The 21,166-nt window shown below is 59.5% G+C and carries 26 protein-coding genes; 12 read left to right on the top strand and 14 right to left on the bottom strand.

Annotation, left to right across the window (positions count from 1 at the left end; all coding sequences use genetic code 11):
- Window positions 1-7 precede the first annotated feature (7 nt).
- The 6 genes from amrS to ACZCED_RS05460 form a co-directional block, all read right to left on the bottom strand.
- Window positions 8-1,195, bottom strand: a complete 1,188-nt coding sequence (gene amrS, locus ACZCED_RS05485) for an AmmeMemoRadiSam system radical SAM enzyme (RefSeq protein ID WP_462971769.1) — start codon at window positions 1,193-1,195, stop codon at window positions 8-10.
- Window positions 1,182-3,281 carry a spermine/spermidine synthase domain-containing protein gene (locus ACZCED_RS05480; protein ID WP_462971768.1) on the bottom strand — a complete coding sequence of 700 codons (2,100 nt, stop codon included), beginning with the start codon at window positions 3,279-3,281 and terminating at the stop codon, window positions 1,182-1,184. Before ACZCED_RS05480 ends, amrS begins: the two co-directional genes overlap by 14 nt.
- A complete protein-coding gene (gene amrB, locus ACZCED_RS05475) occupies window positions 3,265-4,764 on the bottom strand; it encodes an AmmeMemoRadiSam system protein B (RefSeq protein WP_464860385.1) in 1,500 nt (499 codons plus the stop codon). The genes ACZCED_RS05480 and amrB overlap by 17 nt, the downstream gene beginning before the upstream one ends.
- A 138-nt stretch (window positions 4,765-4,902) precedes the next feature.
- Entirely contained in the window at window positions 4,903-5,271 is a 369-nt protein-coding gene (locus ACZCED_RS05470) for a hypothetical protein (RefSeq protein ID WP_462971766.1), read from the bottom strand.
- Between the two features lie 139 nt (window positions 5,272-5,410).
- Complete coding sequence (locus tag ACZCED_RS05465) at window positions 5,411-6,454, bottom strand: zinc-dependent alcohol dehydrogenase family protein (RefSeq protein ID WP_464860384.1); 1,044 nt, start codon at window positions 6,452-6,454, stop codon at window positions 5,411-5,413.
- A gap of 251 nt (window positions 6,455-6,705) precedes the next feature.
- Complete coding sequence (locus ACZCED_RS05460; protein ID WP_462967429.1) at window positions 6,706-6,918, bottom strand: hypothetical protein; 213 nt, start codon at window positions 6,916-6,918, stop codon at window positions 6,706-6,708.
- A gap of 146 nt (window positions 6,919-7,064) precedes the next feature.
- Here ACZCED_RS05460 and ACZCED_RS05455 point away from each other — a divergent pair, with 146 nt between their 5' ends.
- Window positions 7,065-7,244, top strand: coding sequence for a hypothetical protein (locus ACZCED_RS05455; RefSeq protein ID WP_464860383.1), 180 nt, complete (start codon window positions 7,065-7,067; stop codon window positions 7,242-7,244).
- Window positions 7,245-7,300: 56 nt separating this feature from the next.
- Here ACZCED_RS05455 and ACZCED_RS05450 read toward each other — a convergent pair whose 3' ends face one another.
- The 8 genes from ACZCED_RS05450 to tpx all read right to left on the bottom strand — a co-directional run bounded on the left by ACZCED_RS05450 (window position 7,301) and on the right by tpx (window position 14,174).
- On the bottom strand, window positions 7,301-7,864 hold the full coding sequence (locus tag ACZCED_RS05450) for a hypothetical protein (protein ID WP_464860382.1): 564 nt from the start codon (window positions 7,862-7,864) through the stop codon (window positions 7,301-7,303).
- 194 nt (window positions 7,865-8,058) lie between these two features.
- Complete coding sequence (locus tag ACZCED_RS05445; RefSeq protein WP_464860381.1) at window positions 8,059-8,718, bottom strand: MBL fold metallo-hydrolase; 660 nt, start codon at window positions 8,716-8,718, stop codon at window positions 8,059-8,061.
- Between the two features lie 43 nt (window positions 8,719-8,761).
- Complete coding sequence (locus ACZCED_RS05440; RefSeq protein WP_462967433.1) at window positions 8,762-9,703, bottom strand: ribose-phosphate diphosphokinase; 942 nt, start codon at window positions 9,701-9,703, stop codon at window positions 8,762-8,764.
- Between the two features lie 108 nt (window positions 9,704-9,811).
- On the bottom strand, window positions 9,812-11,317 hold the full coding sequence (locus ACZCED_RS05435; protein WP_464860379.1) for a SagB/ThcOx family dehydrogenase: 1,506 nt from the start codon (window positions 11,315-11,317) through the stop codon (window positions 9,812-9,814).
- A 153-nt stretch (window positions 11,318-11,470) separates the two neighbouring features.
- Window positions 11,471-12,373, bottom strand: a complete 903-nt coding sequence (locus ACZCED_RS05430) for a TIGR01777 family oxidoreductase (protein ID WP_462967435.1) — start codon at window positions 12,371-12,373, stop codon at window positions 11,471-11,473.
- 24 nt (window positions 12,374-12,397) lie between these two features.
- Complete coding sequence (locus ACZCED_RS05425) at window positions 12,398-12,853, bottom strand: thioredoxin family protein (RefSeq protein WP_462967436.1); 456 nt, start codon at window positions 12,851-12,853, stop codon at window positions 12,398-12,400.
- Window positions 12,854-12,893: 40 nt separating this feature from the next.
- On the bottom strand, window positions 12,894-13,484 hold the full coding sequence (locus ACZCED_RS05420; protein ID WP_462967437.1) for a VOC family protein: 591 nt from the start codon (window positions 13,482-13,484) through the stop codon (window positions 12,894-12,896).
- 90 nt (window positions 13,485-13,574) lie between these two features.
- Window positions 13,575-14,174: a thiol peroxidase gene (gene tpx, locus ACZCED_RS05415; protein ID WP_462967438.1), complete on the bottom strand. Its 600-nt coding sequence runs from the start codon at window positions 14,172-14,174 to the stop codon at window positions 13,575-13,577.
- Window positions 14,175-14,535: 361 nt separating this feature from the next.
- Between tpx and ACZCED_RS05410 the strand changes: the two genes are divergently transcribed.
- The 11 genes from ACZCED_RS05410 (at window position 14,536) to ACZCED_RS05360 (ending at window position 21,134) form a co-directional block, all read left to right on the top strand.
- A complete protein-coding gene (locus ACZCED_RS05410; protein ID WP_462967439.1) occupies window positions 14,536-14,751 on the top strand; it encodes a hypothetical protein in 216 nt (71 codons plus the stop codon).
- 134 nt (window positions 14,752-14,885) lie between these two features.
- On the top strand, window positions 14,886-15,359 hold the full coding sequence (locus tag ACZCED_RS05405; protein WP_462967440.1) for a ferritin-like domain-containing protein: 474 nt from the start codon (window positions 14,886-14,888) through the stop codon (window positions 15,357-15,359).
- Between the two features lie 344 nt (window positions 15,360-15,703).
- Complete coding sequence (locus ACZCED_RS05400) at window positions 15,704-16,273, top strand: peroxiredoxin family protein (RefSeq protein WP_462967441.1); 570 nt, start codon at window positions 15,704-15,706, stop codon at window positions 16,271-16,273.
- Window positions 16,274-16,389: 116 nt separating this feature from the next.
- Complete coding sequence (locus ACZCED_RS05395; protein WP_464860378.1) at window positions 16,390-16,998, top strand: peroxiredoxin; 609 nt, start codon at window positions 16,390-16,392, stop codon at window positions 16,996-16,998.
- Between the two features lie 259 nt (window positions 16,999-17,257).
- Window positions 17,258-17,545, top strand: coding sequence for a hypothetical protein (locus tag ACZCED_RS05390; protein WP_462967443.1), 288 nt, complete (start codon window positions 17,258-17,260; stop codon window positions 17,543-17,545).
- A 53-nt stretch (window positions 17,546-17,598) separates the two neighbouring features.
- Window positions 17,599-18,174: a rubrerythrin gene (gene rbr, locus ACZCED_RS05385; protein ID WP_464860377.1), complete on the top strand. Its 576-nt coding sequence runs from the start codon at window positions 17,599-17,601 to the stop codon at window positions 18,172-18,174.
- 50 nt (window positions 18,175-18,224) lie between these two features.
- Window positions 18,225-18,599 (top strand): desulfoferrodoxin, encoded by a 375-nt coding sequence (locus ACZCED_RS05380; RefSeq protein ID WP_462967445.1) that lies wholly within the window; start codon window positions 18,225-18,227, stop codon window positions 18,597-18,599.
- 152 nt (window positions 18,600-18,751) lie between these two features.
- Window positions 18,752-18,907 (top strand): rubredoxin-like domain-containing protein, encoded by a 156-nt coding sequence (locus ACZCED_RS05375; protein ID WP_319259024.1) that lies wholly within the window; start codon window positions 18,752-18,754, stop codon window positions 18,905-18,907.
- An 18-nt stretch (window positions 18,908-18,925) separates the two neighbouring features.
- Window positions 18,926-19,360, top strand: a complete 435-nt coding sequence (locus ACZCED_RS05370; protein WP_462967446.1) for a flavodoxin domain-containing protein — start codon at window positions 18,926-18,928, stop codon at window positions 19,358-19,360.
- A gap of 60 nt (window positions 19,361-19,420) precedes the next feature.
- A complete protein-coding gene (locus ACZCED_RS05365) occupies window positions 19,421-19,606 on the top strand; it encodes a hypothetical protein (protein ID WP_462967447.1) in 186 nt (61 codons plus the stop codon).
- A 196-nt stretch (window positions 19,607-19,802) separates the two neighbouring features.
- Window positions 19,803-21,134, top strand: a complete 1,332-nt coding sequence (locus tag ACZCED_RS05360; protein ID WP_462967448.1) for a cytochrome ubiquinol oxidase subunit I — start codon at window positions 19,803-19,805, stop codon at window positions 21,132-21,134.
- Window positions 21,135-21,166 lie beyond the last annotated feature (32 nt).

Raw genomic sequence — 21,166 nt, 5'->3', positions numbered from 1 at the left:
CGACCGATCACACTTCACTTGCCGGCCACACGCCGGGGATGGGGGTATCGCAGAATCGGCAGCGTCCATTGATGATTTGGAAGGTGGGTATGTGGTAGCCCTGCCGCTCCACCAGCAGCCGTTTGCAGTGGTGGCAGAAGGTGTGATTGCCCGCATGGCCCGGCACGTTGCCCAGATACACATATCGGAGCCCCTGGGCCATGGCCAGTTCCCGGAACCGGATCAGGGTGGCCAGCGGTGTGGGCGCCAGGCGGTCGAGCTGGTAACGGGGAAAAAAGCGCAGAAAATGAAGGGGATAGTCAGGCCCCAGGTTCTCCAGTATCCATTGGCACATTCGCTGAACCATCCGATCGCTGTCCCCGTAGCCGGGTACCACCAGGTGGGTCATCTCGAAATGGACCCCCTGCCGGTGAAGGGTGACAAACGTGTCCAGCACCGGTTTCAACCGCCCGCCATTGAGCTTGCGATAGACGTCATCGCTGATGGACTTGAGGTTCACGTTAGCCCCGTCCAGCACCCGGCACAAGGCCAGCAGGGGCTCCTGATTGATAAAGCCGTTGGACACCCATATATTGTAAAGGCCACGGGGTCTGGCGATACGCGCCGTGTCGATCATGTACTCATAAAACGTAGTCGGCTCGCTGTATGTGTAGGCAATGGATCGACACCCGCTTTTCACGGCGGCATTCACCACCGCATCGGGAAACAGGTCGATGTGGCGTACATCCTCGGGACGGACCTGAGAAATTTCCCAGTTCTGACAGTTGAGGCAGCGAAAGTTGCACCCGGCGGCCGCGATGGAAAAAGCGCTGGTAGCCGGCATGAAATGAAACAGGGGCTTTTTCTCGATCGGGTCCACGTTGGCCGAACAGGCATTTCCGTATGCCAGGCTGTAGAGGGTGCCGTCCAGGTTCACCCGGCTGCGGCAGACACTGCGGTCTCCCGGTGAGAGCCGGCAGCGGTTGGGGCACAAGGTACAGATAACGGCGCCTTGGTCCAGGCGGTTGAAATGATAGGCGGCCGTGGACCATTTCCACAAAGCGGCGGGTGCATCCTTTTGAAAGATAGTGCCCCGGATGTCCGGCAACGGACTGTCATCGGAGCCGAATAAAGACCACCGGGCATGACTGGTCGCCACGCTGCACAGGCTGGCCGCGGTGGTCAGCATGAATTGTCGCCGGCTAATGCATTTCATGGATCGATCCTGAAACCAGCAAACTGATAAGCTTCAAACCGGCAAGGCTAAGGGTCGCCCACAGGAGCCCGATAAAAGGAATCAGCACCAGGCTCACCAGCAGGACGCCGATGGCCGCGCCCACCAGGTCCGCTGAAAAGCTTTGCGCAGCGGCGGCACCGGTGTCTCCTGACAGGGTCAGGGCCAGGGGGAACTGGAATCCGCAGCAAAATGAAACGGCCAGGCCGAAGCCGTATAAAACAGCCGCCGGCATCCCCTGCCGGGCAGCGGCCAACATCACAGCAAACAGCACCATCAGCACCATCAGCAGCAGATCACCGATCATCAATGCCCGGCGACGGCTGCCGCAAAACCGCCCGCCCGCCCAGGCACCGGGCAGCAGTCCGGCCAGGAACACGGTCACCAGCACCCCGATCTGAAGATAAACATACCCATAAAGCGTCTGAAAGGTAAAGATGGTCACCATTTCGGCGCCGATGTTGACACAGCCGGTGGTCAGCAGCACCCACTGAGGACGGTTGATTCGGGTCAGGTATGCCAGCGCCCCGACAGCCAGTGCCAGGGCGAACCAGCGGGATGACTCGCCGTGGCGCGCCAGCCATCCAACGAACGCCAACCGCATCAACCGGGGAGACAGATCCAGGTTTTGGCCGGTACCGGGATCCACGGCATCGTTAATCTGGCGGATCCGCTGGCCGGTCAGGTCGCCGGCAAAATACCGGCGGATATGGCGGGTGTCGATTCCCTTTTGTTCCAGAAGCACCGGTATGTCGGTCCGAATCGGCCGGTCACGGCAGACAAACAGCAGCCGCTGGCCCGGCATGAGCGTGACATGGCTGAAAACGGCACCGGCCGTGTTGGCCAGCGACGACAACTTCTGCCGCCGGATGTCCGATATGTAGTTGGCCACAGGGTCGATGCCGAAACAGAACACACCACCCGGTGCAAGATGCGCCTTTGCCAGCGCGAAGAACCCGGCCGTATAGAACCGATTGACCTGAAAGGTTTCCGGTTCCGGCAGGCTGACCAGGATGGCATCGTAGCGCGTCGATGCACGAGCAAGGTAAGCACGGGCATCCTGGTTGATGACGGTCAGACCGGGTATGGGTGTCAGCAGATCATAACGAAGCTGCAGCTGGGCCGCCAATGGGTCCATCTCCACATAATCCACCCTTTCGGGGCGGTATTTGGCGACCTCTGCCATCATGCCCCCCACGGCGGAGACCAGCAGCAGGCGCCGGGGACGGTTGACCTGGGAAAGCGGGAAATGAACGATCTCCTCGGCCAGGGCGGGGTCCTGGGAGAAAAGACTCGGCACGCCGTCACTGAAAATAGAGACCTCTCCTGCCGAGTCGAGCACCTCGATACGGCCGTAGCGGCTCTCCGCATAGTGGATTCGACGGCCTTCCCGGACCGGCAGCAGCCGGTCTTCAAACACAGCCCCCGTCACCAGGGCCGCTATTGCAAGGGCGCCGGCGGATGCGCTCCAGCGGGAGACCGCCGATTCCAACCCAAGCAGGCAGGCCAGCAGCGGCAGGTGGACCACGAGCAGGACCTGGAACGGGGTAAGCCAATGAACCAGGGCAAAAGAAAAAATCGCCGCGCCGGCCACATCCCCTGCATTGTCAGCCATGTAAATCCAGTTGCCGGGATACCGGGCCGACCGGTATCGGGCCACCGACAGGCTGTACGGCAGCACGAAACCCAATAGCAGCGCATAGGGGAATAGGGTGACGGCGACATAAACCAGGGTGGGATAAAACCCCACTGACCGGCCATGAATGAAAACCAGGTCCCGCAGCCAGCGAATGGCAACCACCTGACACACGGAGAAAATGACCAGCAGGCAGGAGAAAATGGCCAGGGTGGTTGGCGACGGCTGAACGACCCGGCTCCCGAAACCCTTGGCCGCTGAGGTGCCGAGACCGCCGAAAACCAGCCAGCAGAAGAAGATCAGGGCAATGACAATCTCATTGCCTTGGAATTGAGCCAGGTACTCACGGACACATACCAGTTGAACGGCCACCGAGGCAATGCCCGTGGAGACCACCACCCTGCGCACGCCGCCGTCATCGGGCCTCTTCAAAGTACTGAACCTGGTAGACCTGCACCTCCAGATCTCCTTTCCGCCATTGTTCGGCGGGCAGACCGGCTTTTGCGCACAAGTGAGAGAGGAACGGTTCCGGCCGGGGCAGCTGCTCCCACACCTGGGGTAAAAAAGTGGCACTGGCGGCCCCCCTTTTGACGATCACCCCATCGATACCGGGCCTCAACCGGGCCAGCAGGTCATCGGCATCGCTGTAGGCCAGGGCGACCGGCTCGGAAAGCACGCTCACCTCGATTTGTACGCGTTCCAGCTCTTTTTTGCTCAACGGGGGGAACCGCGGATCGTGGAAAGCCGCATTCAGTGCATTGTCGCACACCCCCTCGAGGATGGGGGCGGTGGCCGACAGACTGCCGATGCAACCCCGCAGCTGGTTGTCGATTTTCAAGGTGACGAACGTGCCACAACGGGACTGAAGGGCTTGGTCCGCAAGCGTTGTCTCCAGTCGTTGCCGATCGGCCGATGGGGTCGTATCACCGAAATGCCGGACCAGGGTCTGCCGGGCCAGGGTCACCAGGGCGGCCCCCTGCTCAGGGGTCAGCGGTTGACGGGTATCGGTTGGGTTTTGCATCGGTTCATCTCCATAGAAGGCAACGGCGCCATATCCCACCACGGCTTCCCTGCTACCGGCGGTATCGCCGCTGTTGCTGTAATGCAGCAGCACCGGCTTCCACTGTTGCCTCCGGGCCAGCTCCAGCAGCACCCCTACGGGATAACGCCCGCAGGTGCGGTTGTCCTGATCCTGCTGCCACCGGGGATCCAGAGAAAGGATCCGGTCCAGCGTTTCCCGATCCCGTCTGACGGCCTCGTCATAGGGCAGGTGATGAGACAAGTCGGCGCTGACCACCAGCAGGCTCCGCGGATTGCTGAGCAGGGTCGCTATGGCCTGGCCCATTTCATGGGCATCGCAGGGTCCCAGCACCACAGGAATCAATTCAAACCGGGTCAGGCGGGACTGCAAGAAAGGCAGCACCACCTCCAGGCTGTGCTCTTGCCGATCAGAGGCCGCTAGGGTCGCGAAGCGTTGCGGCCGGTCGTTCAACATGAGGCGGAAATCACCGACAGGGACCGTTCCCAAAGGCGTTCGCCAGTGGGAGGCCCCGGTGATCGAAGCATCGCGAAAACCCACCCGGTGATCGGGCCCGAGCAGAACCACCCGGTCGAACCGGTCGGGGTCAATGGCCAGGGCGGCATGGGCGGCAGTTGCACCGGAGTAGGCGTATCCGGCGTGGGGCATCATCAGGGCGCGCAGCCGGGTATGCGGACGTTTAGCGGTGCTCGCATGGCGTTCGGCCGTGTCGGTGAGGCGTCGAATCAAGCGGAGCAAGTCCTGCCGGTCAGCCGGATAAAACCTGCCGGCCCAGACGGGTTCACGCACAGCGGCACGGCTTACCCCCGGGGGGGCGATGAGACACCCCAGGAAAACGGTCGCCGTTAGAAAAAGCAGACACCGCAGGGCGAACACGACGTGAACCTCCTGCTGACCATTTTCAGATGGTAACCGATGACGGTGAAGAAGGACTCTGGCAGCGGCCAGCCTCGATTAGACGTACAATGGGACAAAACGGCGTGTCAAGAAATTTGCCGCGGGATGGAAACGGCCTCAACCGGCAGTACCGGAGCCGATCGGCAACGACTGACTGTCATCGGCGTCGACATCGGCCTGTCGCCAGTATCCCAGCAGGCCCTGATTATCCGGATCGATCCCGAAGTAATATCCGGGTGGTGCAAGGACCTTCATGAGCGGCAGTATCCGCGTTCTGAAAAGGTTTTCCTTGAACTCACAGCCGGCTGGCGTTCGGCCCAGGTAAACCATGTCGTACAGCGCCGATTCGATCCGGGCGGTCTCCTTGCGCATGTCGTGCCCCAGATCGATGGAATAGAGAAACCCCAGGCAGTTGTCGATCAGAACGCCGATATCCCGGTCCATTCTGCTGATCAATTTGACACGATTGGCGATAAACTTTTTCAAGACGGCATCTCCGACCATTCACGAAGCGCAGACAACCTGCTCTGGATCAAAAGTTCCGACGGCTGAGAATGATATCGGCAGCTTCCAGGATATGCTTTAGCTCCTTGCCGGGATCGCGGCAAGAAATAACCGGGCACGGTCAACAAGGGTCCATCAAGAGCACTTTGGCCCCCCGGACCCGGCGGTTTTTCAACTCCATGAGCGCCCGATTGGCCGCTGCGAGGCCGAACGTCTCAACTTCGGAAATGATCGGGATACGGTCCGCCAGTTCCAGAAACCGGGACACATCCGACCGGGCCACGTTGGCGACGCTTTTAATCTCCTTTTCATGCCATAAATGATAAGAATAGTCCAGCCGCAGAAGCGCATCCCGGTCGGCCACTTCCTTTCGGATGGCATTGATTACCAGCCGGCCGCCCGGCTTGAGATTGTTCAAGGCCTCCACCACCGGCGTCCAGGCCGGCGTGGTGTCGATGATCCGATCCAGAGGATGCGGTGCCCTGTCTTTCGTATCCCCGGCCCACACGGCACCCAGGGATCGTGCGAATGCCCGTTCCCCGGGGCTTCTGGCAAACACATATACCCCCACGTCGGGAAACCGGTGCCGCACCATTTTGAGCACCAGGTGGGCGGAGGCGCCGAATCCGGTAAGCCCGAGACGTTGCCCGTCCCGCAGGTTGCAAAGGGCCATGGAACGGTACCCGATGGCTCCGGCGCAAAGCAGCGGTGCCGCCTGGGCATCCGAAAACCGATCGGGAATCGGGTAGGCGTATGCCTCGTGCACCGTCATGTACTCGGCATAGCCGCCGTGGACATCCCGCCCGGTGGCGACGAATTGGGGGCACAGGTTCTCCCGGCCCTCCAGGCAAAAATCGCAAGTGCCGCAAGCCCGGTTGATCCAGGCGACGCCCACCCGCTGCCCCGTGGAGAACCGCACAGCACCCGCACCGCTTTCCTGCACCCGCCCCACCACCTGATGTCCGGGGATCACGGGCAGCCGCGGCGGCGGCGTTCGCCCCTCGATTTCATCCAGCTCCGTGTGGCATACCCCGCAGGCCCCCACGCGGATCAGTATTTCATGATCCCCCGGCGTCGGGATGGGGACCGTCTGGGATACCAGGGGCGCGTCGGTCTTGTTCAGATCGAGGGTACGCACCAGCATCATGGCATTCATCTGGTTCATGTGGATGACTCATGCGTCAGGGTTGTACGGATGAGAAAAGCGACTGGGCTCGATCATACCACAGGACGGGGGAATTCTCCACAAATGCCGCATCGGGGAAATTGGCACCGGTCAGATGCGTGCCTGTTCCGGCCGGTGAGGCCATGCCGTCCAATGAAGATCGGAGACCACCTGGCACGGAAACCGCACCCAAACACGATGATTGACGATTCCCTGCCATAAAGGCCGGGCAACACGCTAGTTATCGCGGTTCAATCGGCTTGGGTCCGTCTCCGGTCCGTTCCGGTCCGACGGTCGTTCTGATAGGACAGCTTGACCACCACGCCGTCCCGGACACTTTTACGCCGATCGGCTCGGTTGCGACGTTTATCCATAAATTTGGATTTTTTTCCGGGAATCCGCGTCACGGGTTTCTTCGGTTCTTCGTTTTTCACGAAGGCGCTGTTGATGACGACGATATCCATGGCTGAATCTCCTTAACAGCAGATATCGGCAGTGATCGCGATCACTTTAATGATTAGTGCGCTCGCCCATGCCCCTTTTTACGAAAAAACACTCAAGATTGAGCGGGGAACGGTCGATAACCCAGCTAACCGCAACCGAGGAGCAAATGATGAATGTCTCTGCCGTATCCGCATCCCACATGGCCATGAGCGCCGCCGCTCAGCCGCTTCACACCCTCATGGAAACCCAGGTGACCGTGCTGCGTGAACTGGCCGCAAGTCAGCAGCAGATTGCCCGGATGCTCGCTGAAAACGGTCTGGGCCAAACCGTCGATGTCAGGGCATAGCCCCCCGCTTTGTACCCGCCGACAGGGGGAAAAGGCAACCCTGCCCATCGCCTCGCTTATCTTTCAGCCACCATCCGCGTGTCGACAAAAAAAGAAAGATCCGACGTATCGCAGGTTTCAGCCCATTTCACCACGGCTGTCGAGTAGCGGCCGAGGCTGGCAATGCGTTCAAAAAAGAGACGGGCAAGCGAGTCGGGTATTCGCCCGCTAAAATAGAGCAGCCTGGGGCACAACAGGGCGTTGACGTGGGGTATCTTATGTCGGCGACACGTCCGCACCCCTTTACCGTCATCGATAATCACAAATCGGGCCGCGCCATTCAGGTAGTGGTGCAGGGTGTCGCGCTCTCCCCGGTGAAGACGCTCAATGTCCGCCGCACGGGTGGGCAGGATCCCCCTCGGGTCTTCGAGAACGGTCACGCCCGGGCGTCGACCGGACAGGGCGCGCAGGTCGCCCGCACCGGGCTGAGCAGGGACGGTCACTTCATCAAAAGCGGATCGGGTCATGTGCAGATGAAACAGCTGGCAACACGCCTCGATCAAGCCGGCTTTAAACAGCAGGATGGCCGATGATGCATCGAGGAGGGCCCTTGGCAGGGTGGGATATCTATGTTCCACCATTTCTGGAATGCCTTGAAAAATTGACTGACGCGACAATCATCGCATTTCCGAGGGGTTCGTAAAGGTGGTCGAGATCAAGGCCTGTGAATCCTTAAGAATACCGCTGTCGCAGGTGCCGTAGGCAGCGACCTTGTGGTATCCCCAAGTGACGGGGGATAACGCATGGCACAGATATCGGGCTTTTTACGAACCATTCACATGAACGACCGGATGAACGCCCGCACCTTGTCCGCCCCGCGGAAGATACCGAAATGTCCTTCGCAGAGAAGATCCGCCCCGAGATCGGCCATGCGGGCCAGCGACTGCCGGTAGGCCTTCGCATCGGAGGCAAAGTCATCGTGCAGGGGGCCATGGACATCCTGACCGAACAGGACCCGCTGGCCATCCGATTCCACCAGGTAGACCACGGATCCCGGCGTGTGTCCCGGAATATGAATGACATCCACCATGCGTTTTCCAAGAACAATCTGGTTGCGGTCCCCGGTCAATTTCAGGTCCACGGCAAGAGGGTTCATGACGGCGCCGTACCAGTGGGCCGCCGTCCGGATGCTGTCGCCGTTCTCCAGGGCCGCGGCATCCCGCTCGTGGGCGACGACGGCACAATTGAAACGCTCCCGCAAATCCCCGGCTCCGCCGGTGTGGTCAAAATGGCAGTGGGTGATCAGCAGGTAGTCCACCTGGTCGGGCCCGATGCCCCGGGCATGAATGTTGGCCGCCAGCCTGGCCCCGTGCCCGCCGCAGCCGGCATCCACGATGGCGGCCCGGCCGTCCACACTGAGCAGGTAGGCGGCCGCATCATCCGTCGAGGTAAACCCGGCACCACCCACCTGCCTGATTTCGCTGGTAATCTCCAATCCGTTCGTTCCTTTCCATCGTGTAGGATCAGCACCCTCCGCGCTAATCGAACAGGGCGCCGACACTTTCCCCGGTGTGGATGCGCCGGATGGCTTCGGCAAAAAGCGGGGCCACCGAGAGGGTGTGGATCTTGTCGGCCAATTTTTCCCGGGGAACGTGCACCGTGTCGGTAACGGCCACAGATTCGATGGGACTGTCCACCAGCCGGTTTACGGCGGGGCCACACAGCACGCCGTGGGTAGCTCCCACGTGGATGCTTTTCACACCGGCTGCCGCAAGCGTTTTTACCGAAGCCGCCAGGGTGCCGCCTGTGGAAATCTCATCTTCAAAGATAATGGCATCGCGGCCCTTCACGTCGCCCACCACCAGTCCCTGGACAACTTCGGTATCGGCCACACGCCGCTTGTCGATGATCGCCATGGGCAGGTGAATGCGCTTGGCAAAACGGCCGGCCCGTTTGGCGCCGCCGGCATCCGTGGCCACCACCACGGCGTTGTCCAGGTCCAGCCGGCCACGGAAGTGGTCCACGAAATAGGGAATCGCGGTAAGATGGTCCACCGGGATACTGAAGAAACCATGCACCGCGTCCGAGTGCAGATCCATGGTGAGAACCCGGTCGGCACCGGCGGTCCTGATCAGGTCGGCCATGAGGCGGCCGGTGATGGAGATGCGCGGGGCGTCTTTCTTATCCGAGCGAGCGTAGGAAAAATAGGGAATCACCGCCGTGATGCGCCGGGCCGACGCACTTCTCAAGGCATCCAGGATGATAAACAATTCGATGATCGTGTCGCCCACCGGCGCAGTGAAGGGCTGGACGACGAATACATCTTTTTCCCGCACGTTCTCACGGATCTGGACAAAGAGGTTGTCGTTGGAAAAGCGGGACACCGCAAGGCGGCTGAGGCCGATTCCCAGTGTTTCGCAGATGTGGGTGGCCAGTTGGGGATTGGCGCTGCCGCTGAAAATTTTGAGGTCGGAGGACATGGTCATTTCTCCCTGTTGAAATATGGACGGATCAGGCCGGCCTGACTTCCGGGCCGACAACCGGAGCCCCCCTCTTCCCGCCGAGAGCGGGGCCGTTTCGGCGGGGTGTCAACGCGACTTGACCGGACCGGTCCCGACCAGGTAGAGCAACGCGCCGTCGGACGACAGATCCAGCAGGTCCGCCGCCTCCCGGTCATAAATCGCACCGATCCCGCAGGCCCCCCATCCGGAAGCGGTGGCGGCCAGGTAGGCCTGCTGGCCCAGGCGCCCCGCCTCGATCATGGCATAGCGATAGCCCCGCGGCCCCCAATTCCGGTCGAGGGCGGCCAGGTCGGTCATGAACAGCACATGCACGGCGGCATGCTTGAGCCACATCTGATCCAGGCAGGCTGCCGCCATGGATTCGGTAAGCCTGCCTTCCGACACGCGTCCCAGTCGTTTTTCCGCCGGGTCCGGCAGGTAAAAACCGGGTGGAACCGGCATCCCTGCGCCAACCAGAAATCCAAGGGTAATTGCGGATCGGCAGGTCATGGGCATGCTCGACGCCACCCCCCCCCAGGCCATCAGGTCCACGAAAGCCATGAAGCCCTCGACGGGCCCGGGCGCGGCAATAAAGTTTCGGCGGGAACGGCGCTGCCGCAGCACGCTGACATAGTCCGCCGATCCCGCACGATCCGGCGCGACCAGGTCGACCCACGACGAGGGCTGCTTTCCGATGGCGTGCTTCACCGGAAGAGTCCCGGCAGGGTGGCCGCTGAACCCCATTCCTGACCGGTGGATGGCAAGGATATCCCCATAGGCGACCTCCTGTCCGGACACCGTGGATGCCTGGAGAATCGCTGCGGAAAGGGGCTTTAAGGCTTCGGATTCTCCAGGCCTTTCCTCCCCGGTGGCGCCACCATGCAGATGCACGCAGGCCAGGCAGACTTCCCGCTGCGGATCCAGCCCCAGTAGGGTCGCTGCCTGTTCATCATCGAAATCCAGATGGATGGAAAAGGAAAGATCCAACGCACCCAAAGCCAGTCTCAGATTCTCCAGCAGATGGCCGGCGTCCAGCAGCACATAGCGGTAGGCGCGGTTGCGGTACTTCCACGCACTGCGGAAAAAGATCCCAGTGATATAAACGGTAGCCGCAACGCCGCGGTCAACCGGCGGGATCACCGGCAGCGAACCGCGGCGCAAGGTGGTCAGTGAGCGATCGAAAAGGTGATGGTGATACACCCCCGGATCCAGCCCCTGCATGCGGTGGACGGCCAGGTACATTTCAAACGGGTACAGGGCACCGGCCGAAGCCACGCTGCGATAATAAAAGGGTGTGCCGGCATGCATGGCGCGGGCGGTAAGATCGTGCGTCAGCCTGAAGGCCGCCGAAAGCGTTTGACTGTCCAATGCGTCCGGGCGGCTCGGTTCGATGCCCTGGCGTCGGTTCGCCAGGTCGAAATAATCCTTCACCGGCAGCTTCGCATCGCGATCCAGTGGCACCCGGGGCAGGTCCGGGTAGCGCTTGACCGGCATCGGCTGATGCGCCCAGTCCAGGGTGTGGGGCGTCAGCTGGTGGCGACGGTAGCTGGTGATCCGATGATAATCGGTTGCGGTTAATTGCTGTTCGGTCATTACTGGCTCGCTCGCAAAGCTATACCATTTAGACGAATGGGCAAAAAATTCAAGATCGAGGCTCGCAAATGTTAAGGAGTGAGGCGTACTTACCGTACGCCGCAGCGACGAGGGATGAAGCGTAACGCAGATATCGGCCTTTTTACGATGCCGTCATAATCGGCTCACCAGGTCCGCCAGGGCGCTGTCGACATCCGCGAAACGAAAGGGGAATCCTTCGGCGATCAGCCGGTCGGGGCGCACCTTCTGACTGGCCAGGAGCACCCCGGCGACTTCACCCATCATTAGGCGCAGGGCCAGGGACGGAGCCGGCACAACGGCCGGCCGGCCCAGGGCGGCACCCAGCGCCCGCGCGAAATCCTTCTGGCGGACCGCTCCCGGCGCACAGAAATTATAGGGGCCACGCGCATTTTCGCGATCAAGGAGAAACTGAATCGCGGCCAGGAGGTCGGCCATGTGAATCCATGAAAACCACTGCCGGCCGCTTCCCAGGGGGCCGCCGGCAAACAGGCGAAAGGCCGGCAGCATCTGGGCCAGGGCCCCGCCCCCGGCGCCCAGCACCACGCCGAAGCGCATGATGGCCACCCGGACACCCTGCCTTTCTGCATCCTGTGCGGCTTTTTCCCAATCCACGGACAAACGGGCCAGAAAGTCGGTTCCCGGGGTCGAATGCTCGGCAAGCGCCTGGTCGCCCCGGCTGCCGTAATAGCCGACCGCCGATGTGCTGATCAGGATCTTGTCCTCACCGTTCATGGCGGCCACGACGTTGCGGGTGGTGAGCAGGCGGCTGTCGACGATCTGCGCTTTGTAGGCCCGGGACCAGCGCTTGAATAGGGTTCGTCCGGCCAGGTTGATGACGGCATCGGCCTGGCTCACCGCCGCCTGCCACGTTCCGGCAAGCGTCGTGTCCGCACTGACCCATGTGAAGTGCGCAGCCGATTGAAGCGGATGGGAGGCTGACGTTCCCAGCCCGGTCACCGCGTGCCCGCCGTCCAGCAGCAGACGGGTCAACGCCGTACCCACAAAACCCGATGCCCCGGTAATGGCGATCTTCATTTTCGCTCCTTCGATTGGTGGGGGCTACTTATTCAGAAAACGATAGAGAATTCGCTCGATCTCCTGTCTCGGCAATGCGCCGGCGGCCGAATCCACAATCCGTCCATCCCTGAAAAACAGCAGCATCGGCAGGCTCATGACGCTATAGCGGCTGGCCGTCATCGGATTCTGGTCCACGTTGAGCTTGGCGATTTTCAACCGGCCCGCATAGGCCCGCGCCAGGTCATCCAGGACGGAGGACATGGCACCGCACGGGGCGCACCAGGCAGCCCAACAGTCCAACAACACAGGCAGGGGACTGGCAAGCACTTCGTCGGCAAACGTCCGATCGGTCACCATCACCGGCCGGTTGTTGATGGGAATGGGTGGGAACATCTGCTTGCAGCGCCCGCAGCGGGGACCATCTTTCAGCCTGGCCACGGGGACCCGGTTGCGGGTGCCGCAGTTTCGGCACCGTATCAGCACACGCTCGTTTGCCATCGACGCTCCTTAACAGGGTTCATGGGGTTGTAAGTGGCCATTAAGCCTTCGTATCCGTCCCACCGGCAAACACGGTCCCTTCACCGGGAAAAATTATCCGCTGATCGTCGGGAGTGGGTCGTTCGACCGACGGCCAGTGTCCAGGCTGGGGCTCCGGGCCTTCAAGGGCAATCCGCCCCGGATGCCGGTCCAGCATCTTCGGCTGCCGACGCAGGTCCACCCCGGCCACCGGCGCACTGAACTCGATGGGTATATTGTTGGGATCGAAGGTGTAGGTGGAATGAATGAATCCATGATCGATGACCTCCGAAACCCAAAACCCGGCGGCCTCCAGGCGGTCTTTCAAATCCCACAGGTCATCTTCTCCGTCGACCCCAAAAGCGATGTGATCGAATGCAAAGGGAGCTTTCACCGGCACACCGTGATCCTTTTCTGGTATTTTCTCCACATCGGGCCATTCAAAAAAAGCGATCATGTCCCGGTCGGAAATCTCGAAAAAATAGTGCCGGTAGCCGTTGCCGCCCAGGCCGGCCACCAGCCTCATCCCCAAAAGATCCCGCCAGAAACGGATGGTGCGGTCCATGTCACCGGTAACCATGGCCAAGTGATTAATTCCCGTGTATGAAGGCAAGGCCCCTCCTGAATTGATGGCGCGGATGGCACCGGGATCGAGCATTCCCCGATGCCGATATCGGCCGAAAGGGTTTGGACTGAGGCCGGCTCACCCACCGGCACGCCCGTCGTCGCAGGGGCCATCGTCATCCATACCCCGGGAATGCTCCGCCGTAAAGCTGGCCGTGCACGCCTGCAGAACCTCCTTGCTGGACAGGCACGCCATGGCTTTGTCGTAATCCGGCTCCTTGGCGATCTCGTCCACCAGTTGGGTATAAACCACCTTGCCCTTCCCGTCGATGACCACCACCGCCCGCGCCATGAGACCGGCCAGCGGGCCGCCCGTAATACGCATGCCGTAGGCGTCACCGAAACCGGGGTTGCGAAAGGTGGATGCAGAGACCACGTGATCCAGCCCCTCGGCGCCGCAGAACCGCGCGTGGGCAAAGGGGAGATCGGCCGATATGCAAAGCACCACCGCGTTGTCGGTCTTGCCGATTTCAGCGTTAAATTTCCTCACCGACATGGCACAGGTCGGTGTATCGATGCTCGGAAAAATGTTGAGAACAACGGTTTTTCCTGTATAGTCCTTCAGTGACACATCGGACAGGTCGCTGCGGGTCAGGGTAAAATCCGGGGCATCCGTCCCCGGCCGGGGAAGATCGCCGGACAATTGAACGGGTGATCCTTTAAATGCGGTTTGGGCCATGTTGTCCTCCTTGGAAGGTAGTGATAAATGTCAAACAGGTCCGGATCAGGTGCATGGGACCGAAGCGTTGGCAACCCTATGGATTGGGCTAAACCGGCGCGGATATCCGGCGCGTAATCAGTCGCCTGCCTGTTTGTCCGCAGTTGTCAAGGCGCTGCCAAGGACATTCTGCAAAACAGGCCGTTGGGTTCTATCCATAGACGCCACGATCTCCGGCCCGGGCAGCGACGCGAGGCTGCCTGCATCATACAACAATAAACATGCCAAGGCAAAAAACACGCATCAACCCATGGCATCGATATTGCTTTTGCAGTTATGATAACTCATTTTTCACAAACTTCAAATCATCGGGAGGCAAATTATGGGTCACAAACGCTACCACGTCAAATCCGCCTGCCCCCAATGCGGGTGCAGCTTTGCGCAGGTGTTGTCCAAGGAAGAGATCAAGGCGCGCTATGGAGATGCGCCGAACATTGAACTGGAATGCGGTGAATGCATGCTCAAATTTGATGCCGAGCGCAAGAGCGCCTGTCCCGAGTGGGACGACGAGTGCCGCCTGAATGAAGAAAAAGCCTGATCCGCCGGGCGTTTCATTCATTTTTTTTGGTTGACAGCACACCGGTGAAGGGGCATTTATCGGATACAGGATGCTCCGGTAAACACCATTTTGATACACCCCCTGCAGGTCGGGAAAGAAAGGCAGATCCAACCATGAGCTACGATTTTAACGCGGATGATGTATTTGCGATGGCTGAGCAGATAGAAAGAAACGGCGCCGTCTTTTACAGGAAGGCCGCCGCCGATATCCAGGACCCGGAAGCCAAAAAATTTCTCTCGGACCTGGCGGTTATGGAAGACAGCCACGAAAAGACCTTTTCCACCATGAGAAATAAGCTCACCGAAGCGGAGAAAAAATCGACCGTGTTTGACCCGTCAGGCGAAGCGGTATCGTACCTCAAGTCATTGGCCGACACCCGCATCTTTTTCGAAAAGGAGATCGACACCGGATCCTTGCAGGCAATTCTGAAGGCCGCCATCCTGGCTGAAAAGGATTCGATTGTATTTTACCTGGGGATGAAAGACCTGGTTCCGGAAAGCTTGGGCCAGTCCCGCTTGGACGGCATCATCAAGGAAGAGATGTCCCACATCAACCTGCTCAGCCGCCGCCTGATTGCCACCAAGTGACCGGTCACCACGGTCGGACATGCTTAATAGGGGAAGCCTACCGGGATAGATATCCCTGGCGCTTCCCTTGACCTTCCTCTGTTCGCGGTGTTTCGGCTGTTGCATGAGACACCAGTGTGCCACGTTCGCACCTGATACGCTTATCCATCCTGCCGGACACCAGAAGGCTGCCCCGCGCATCCTGCCGGCACGGTGCCGGGAAACGTCATGGACCCATACCGGGCAAGGCAGATTTTATGCCGGCAGGCGTGATTTCTATTTGACCGATGCACCAGGCAGTCGGCTGTCGGGCCAAATGGCTGAAGGCCATCGTTTTTCAACACCCTTGACGGAAAGGCAACCTGATGAGAACCCTTTGCCTGCGACTGGCGGTCGCTCTGGTGTTGTCAGCCCTGCCAGCTATGGCATCGGCGCAGAAGGCGCCGGCGGCCGGCGAACTGCTGGTGGACATCCGCCTGGATGCTCCCGAATCGCCTGACGCGATCGCCTATCTGGGACTCACCGAGCGCGGCAGATTCGATCCCATGACCATCGCCGGACGGCTGCTCATCATCGAAATTTTCAGCATGTACTGCCCCCACTGCCAGCGGGAGGCACCGGCCGTCAACAGCCTGTATCAGGCCATCGAAGCGTCGGAGACCCTGCGTGGCCGCGTAAAAATGATCGGGATAGGGGTCGGCAACTCCGCCTACGAGGTCGACCATTTTCGCAAACACTACCAGATCGTGTTTCCCCTGTTCCCTGACGAAGACTTTGTTGTCCACAAATCCATGGGTGAGGTTCGCACCCCGTTTTTCATCATCGCCGACATCGGACCGAACGACAAAGGGCGGGTTCTGTGGACCGGAGCCGGGCACATGGACAAGGTGGAAACCTTCATCAACCGCCTGAACGGTTTTTTGAGCCTGGATTGACCGTCGCGTCCACCGGGCTCCCGGCCTTTCCGTGACGGTTTTCGACACCACCTGCTGATCAATGCGGTTGATGGCATTGGCGGCGCGCGAATAACATTACAAAAATGGGGACATCGATGAACGATACAAAACGGATGATGCTCGTGATAGGGTCCGCCGCCATGCTGTTGGCTGCAATCGTCCCCGGCCCGGGTGGAGCCCAGGAAACGGCCATGCAGACCATGATCTATGACCCCGGCCAGCTAAAGCCGGTTGACAGTGTGTTGAAGGTCAAGGTCGGCGATCCGGCCCCGTCCTTTTCCCTGCCCGCCCTGACGGGAGAAACCATTTCCCTGGCCCAATACCGGGGATCCCGCAATGTCGTAATCTCCTTTGTCCCTGCTGCCTGGACGCCGGTCTGCTCGGATCAATGGCCCGGCTATAATATCGTCAGGGACGTTTTCGAGCAGCACGACGCGATCCTGCTGGGCATCACCGTCGACAATCTGCCCACCCTGCATGCCTGGACCCGGCAGATGGGCGAACTCTGGTTTCCCGTGCTGTCGGACTTCTGGCCCCATGGTGAGGCGGCACAACGGTTTGGTGTGCTGCGCACGGACGGAACCGCCGAGCGGGCGCTGTTCATCATCGACAAAGCCGGGATCATTCGCTTCATCACCGTATCCGATATCAACCGGCGCCCCGATCTGAAAGATATCGTGGAGGCATTGCAGGCCATCGAGTAGCCCATGAACGGTCAAACCGTCCCACACTGTCTGTCTTGCGAGACAACTATGTATCACGAAAACATGAGACCTTCGCTGGCTGACAATTCCGTCAACCCCGCACAGGAAATACCGGCACCATCCTTCACCGCATGGCTTCTGAAGATAGCCGGCACGACCGGCGCAATCGGCGCCCCCAAGGCGAAGGAAAGCCCATTTTTTAATTATTATCATTGGGTTGCTCAGCATTCTAACCATCACCAAGAGGTTGGCACGCATCTTGATAATCTTTGCGGTGATGCTGCCGGCCATGCCCGACCGGACGGTGGCATCCAACCCCTTCGGAGAGCTTCAATCCGTGAAACCGTGTGATCACCATCTCAGAAAAGTCCTTCTGCTGGCCGAACGCATGATCAAGCTGGCCGACGATGGAGACGACGACCGTGAGGACACCGGATGCGGCATTCTTTACGGCATGCTTCGCGACTCGGGATACAAGATCAAACAACTGGCCGAAGCGGAGAAACTCAACCACATCGCCAAAGGCTGGTGGGATGAACATTGCTGACGGGCTGTCGGCATACACCTATCAACCCCTAAACACCCAAAGGAGGAGGATTCTTGGCATCGATTAGAGGCACACAGACGGAAAAAAACATTCTGACAGCGTTTTGCGGAGAATCTCAGGCGAGAAACCGCTACACCTATTTTACCAAGCAGGCCAAAAAAGAAGGTTTTGTACAGATTGCAGACATCTTCGAAGAGACCGCCAACCAGGAGAAAGAACACGCCAAGCGGTTCTTCAACTTTCTGAAAGGCGGGGATCTGGAAATCACAGCGACTTTCCCGGCTGGAGTCATCGGCACGACGCTCGAGAACCTGAAAGAAGGAGCCGGCGGCGAGCACTACGAATGGACCACCATGTATCCCGGCTTTGCCAGTGTCGCACGGGAAGAAGGCCTGGAGCACGTGGCATTCATCTTCGAAGCCATTGCCGTGGCTGAACGTCAGCACGAAAAACGCTACCTGGACTTAAAAGCCAACATCGAAACCGGGCGAGTGTTCAAAAGAGAGCAAATCGTCACCTGGCGCTGCCGTAATTGCGGCTATCTGGCAGAAGGCACCGCCCCCCCCGAGATGTGCCCGGCCTGCGCGCATCCCAAAGCCCATTTTGAAATTCTGGGTGAGAACTGGTAAACGGTATCACCCCTATTATCAACCATTCAACAAAACGAGGAGGAGAAAAAATGGCGGAAAGATATGAGGTTTACAAGTGCGATCTTTGTGGCAACATCGTTCAGGTGCTTGTCGGCGGCGGCGGCGAGTTGGTCTGTTGCGGTCAGCCCATGAAGAAGCTGACCGAGAACACCGTCGACGCAGCCAAGGAAAAGCATGTGCCCGTGGTCGAAAAGATCGACGGGGGTTACAAGGTTAAAGTGGGCGGCGTCCCCCACCCCATGGAGGAGAAGCACTGGATTCAGTGGATCGAGCTGATTGCGGACGGCAAATCCTACTTCCAGTTTCTCGACCCGGGCAAGACACCCGAAGCCGTGTTCAAGATCGATGCGGCATCGGTTTCTGCCAGAGAATACTGCAACCTGCACGGGTTGTGGAAAGCGTAAACGCGATTATTTAAAAAATCGGGAGACGGTGCCCCCCCTGTCTACCGTCTCCCGAGAACCGGAGGCCGGTCTTGGCTGCCCGCCAGGGACGGCAGGTGATCCGTGCCCGCAGAATATGGGCCACACGATCAACATGCACAAGGAGGTGCCTCATGGGTAGCTGGAAATGCGGAAATTGCGGATATGAACTGCAGGCGGACAGGCCGCCTGAGAAATGTCCGTCATGCAAGGAAAAATGTGACTTCCTGGACAACACCTGTTACACGCCCGACTGCCAGTACGAAGGCAAGGACCCAAGAATCAAATAGCGAGAAAGGGAGCAGGAAATGGCAAAAGCGCTTATCGTGTATGCCACACGCACAGGTGAAACCGAAAAAATCGGCAACCTCATCGCCGAAGGGATCCGTTTCTCCGGCCATGAGGCGGACGTGGTCAAAGTGACCGACATTAAAAAAGAGGAAGACCTGAAGGGGTACGATGCCGTGGTGTTCGGCTCTCCGACCTACCACGGTGAGATGGTTCAAGGGATGAAGACCTTGTTGTTCATGGCTGAGAAGGCCGAACTCGAAGGCAAGGTGGGCGGTGCCTTCGGTGCCTTCGGATGGAGCGGCGAAGCGCCGGACCGCATTTTTGATACCATGAAGAACATCTTCAACATGAATATGGTGAGCATTCCCTTGCGCCTCAAGTCGGCCAACCTGGGCGGCGGCCTGAAAATGGCCCAGGATTACGGACGGGAGATTGCCGATAAACTTGCCTGACCATCGATGACAACGGTTCGCCACCACCGGACTATACCCGATTGAAAAAAGGAGGATGCTATGTCCACACCCCAACATTGCCCCGGCTACCAGACGTTCAAGACCCTGAAATCCTTCATCTGCAAGTGCCCTGAATGCGGCGAGAGCAAAGAGATCTTTTCCGACGAGTTCAACAAGAGCCACACCTGCGCAAAATGCGGCAAGCCCATCGACTTTACCCAGTGCACATTGGACGGGGGCGCATAGCCTGTCGCCGGGTGCTGTAGGCCGCCCCATTATCGCTGAAACCCCATGAATTCAAGCCGCACGGCCCCATTGATCATCTCGCCATGGGCCACAGGGACTTAGGGGCTGCCTGGATGAACACCACAATTGACTCATTAAGCATAGGGCAGCCGACCTGGTCGGTTGGCTGTCGGCATCGGTTCAAGGAGGAATTGGTATGGACGTTGTCATGTTATCCCGGCTCCAGTTTGCCGCCGCCACCATGTTCCACTTTCTGTTCGTCCCCCTGACCCTGGGGCTGTCTGTTCTGGTGGCATACATGGAGACCCAGTATGTGCGGACCGGTGACGAGACCTATCTGCGCATGACCAAGTTCTGGGGCAAACTCTTTCTGATCAACTTTGCCCTGGGGGTGGTCACCGGCATCACCCTGGAGTTTCAGTTCGGCACCAACTGGTCGCGCTACTCCGCCTACGTGGGTGACGTCTTCGGGTCGCTTCTGGCCATCGAAGCCTCCGTGGCATTCTTCCTGGAATCCACCTTCATCGGCATCTGGATTTTCGGATGGAAAAAACTGTCCAAAAAAGCCCACGCCACGGTCATGTGGCTGGTGGCCGCCGCCGGCAATGTCTCGGCCATCTGGATTCTTCTGGCCAACGGGTGGATGCAGCACCCGGTGGGATTCACCATCCGCGACGGCCGGGCGGAGCTGACCGACTTTCTGGCCGTGATCACCAACAAGTTCGGCCTGCTGGAGATCGCTCACACCATTCCCTCCGCATTCCTTCTGGCCGCCTTTTTCATGATGGGGATCAGTGCCTGGCACCTGCTGAAAAAACAGCATGTCGATTTTTTCACCCGCTCCTTCAAAATCGGCCTGGTGGTGGGGCTGGTCTCGTCTATCGTGGTGGCCATCACCGGTGACATGCATGCCGTTCACGTGACCCAGACCCAGCCGGCCAAGCTGGCCGCCATGGAGTCCCACTGGGAGACCCAGACCCGGGCCCCCATCGTCATGTTCGCCTTTCCAGATGAAGAGAACGAGCGCAATGCAATCGAAATCGGCCGCCTGCCCGGCGTCCTGAGTCTGTTGGGGCATCACGACGTCAATGCGGCGGTAACCGGACTGAAGGACATCCCCAGGGATGAGCGGCCTCCGGTCCTGCCCACTTTCGTCTCGTTCAGGACAATGGTGGCGCTAGGGACCCTTTTTCCCCTGCTCACCATCGTCGGGTTGTTTTTGAAAAACCGGCTGCTTGAATCCCGCTGGTACCTGTGGATCATGCTTTTGGCCATCCCACTGCCCTACCTGGCCATCGAGATGGGCTGGGTGCTGGCCGAAGTGGGCCGCCAGCCCTGGATCGTTTATGGCCTGTTGAAAACAGCCGACGCCGCTTCGCCGGTGGCGGTTTCCCAGGTCATGACTTCCCTGGTGGGCTTCATTCTGGTTTACGGCCTGCTGGGGATCGCCGGCTTTTACCTGATCGCCGATTTCGCCAAAAAGGGCCCGAAACCGGCTGCGGCAGACGTCGAATCGGCCAATGGCTGAACCGTTTATCAATTCAGACAAATCACAGGGGT

The organism is Desulfosarcina sp., from assembly GCF_055467485.1.
This window is presented reverse-complemented; position numbering and strand designations above follow the sequence as displayed.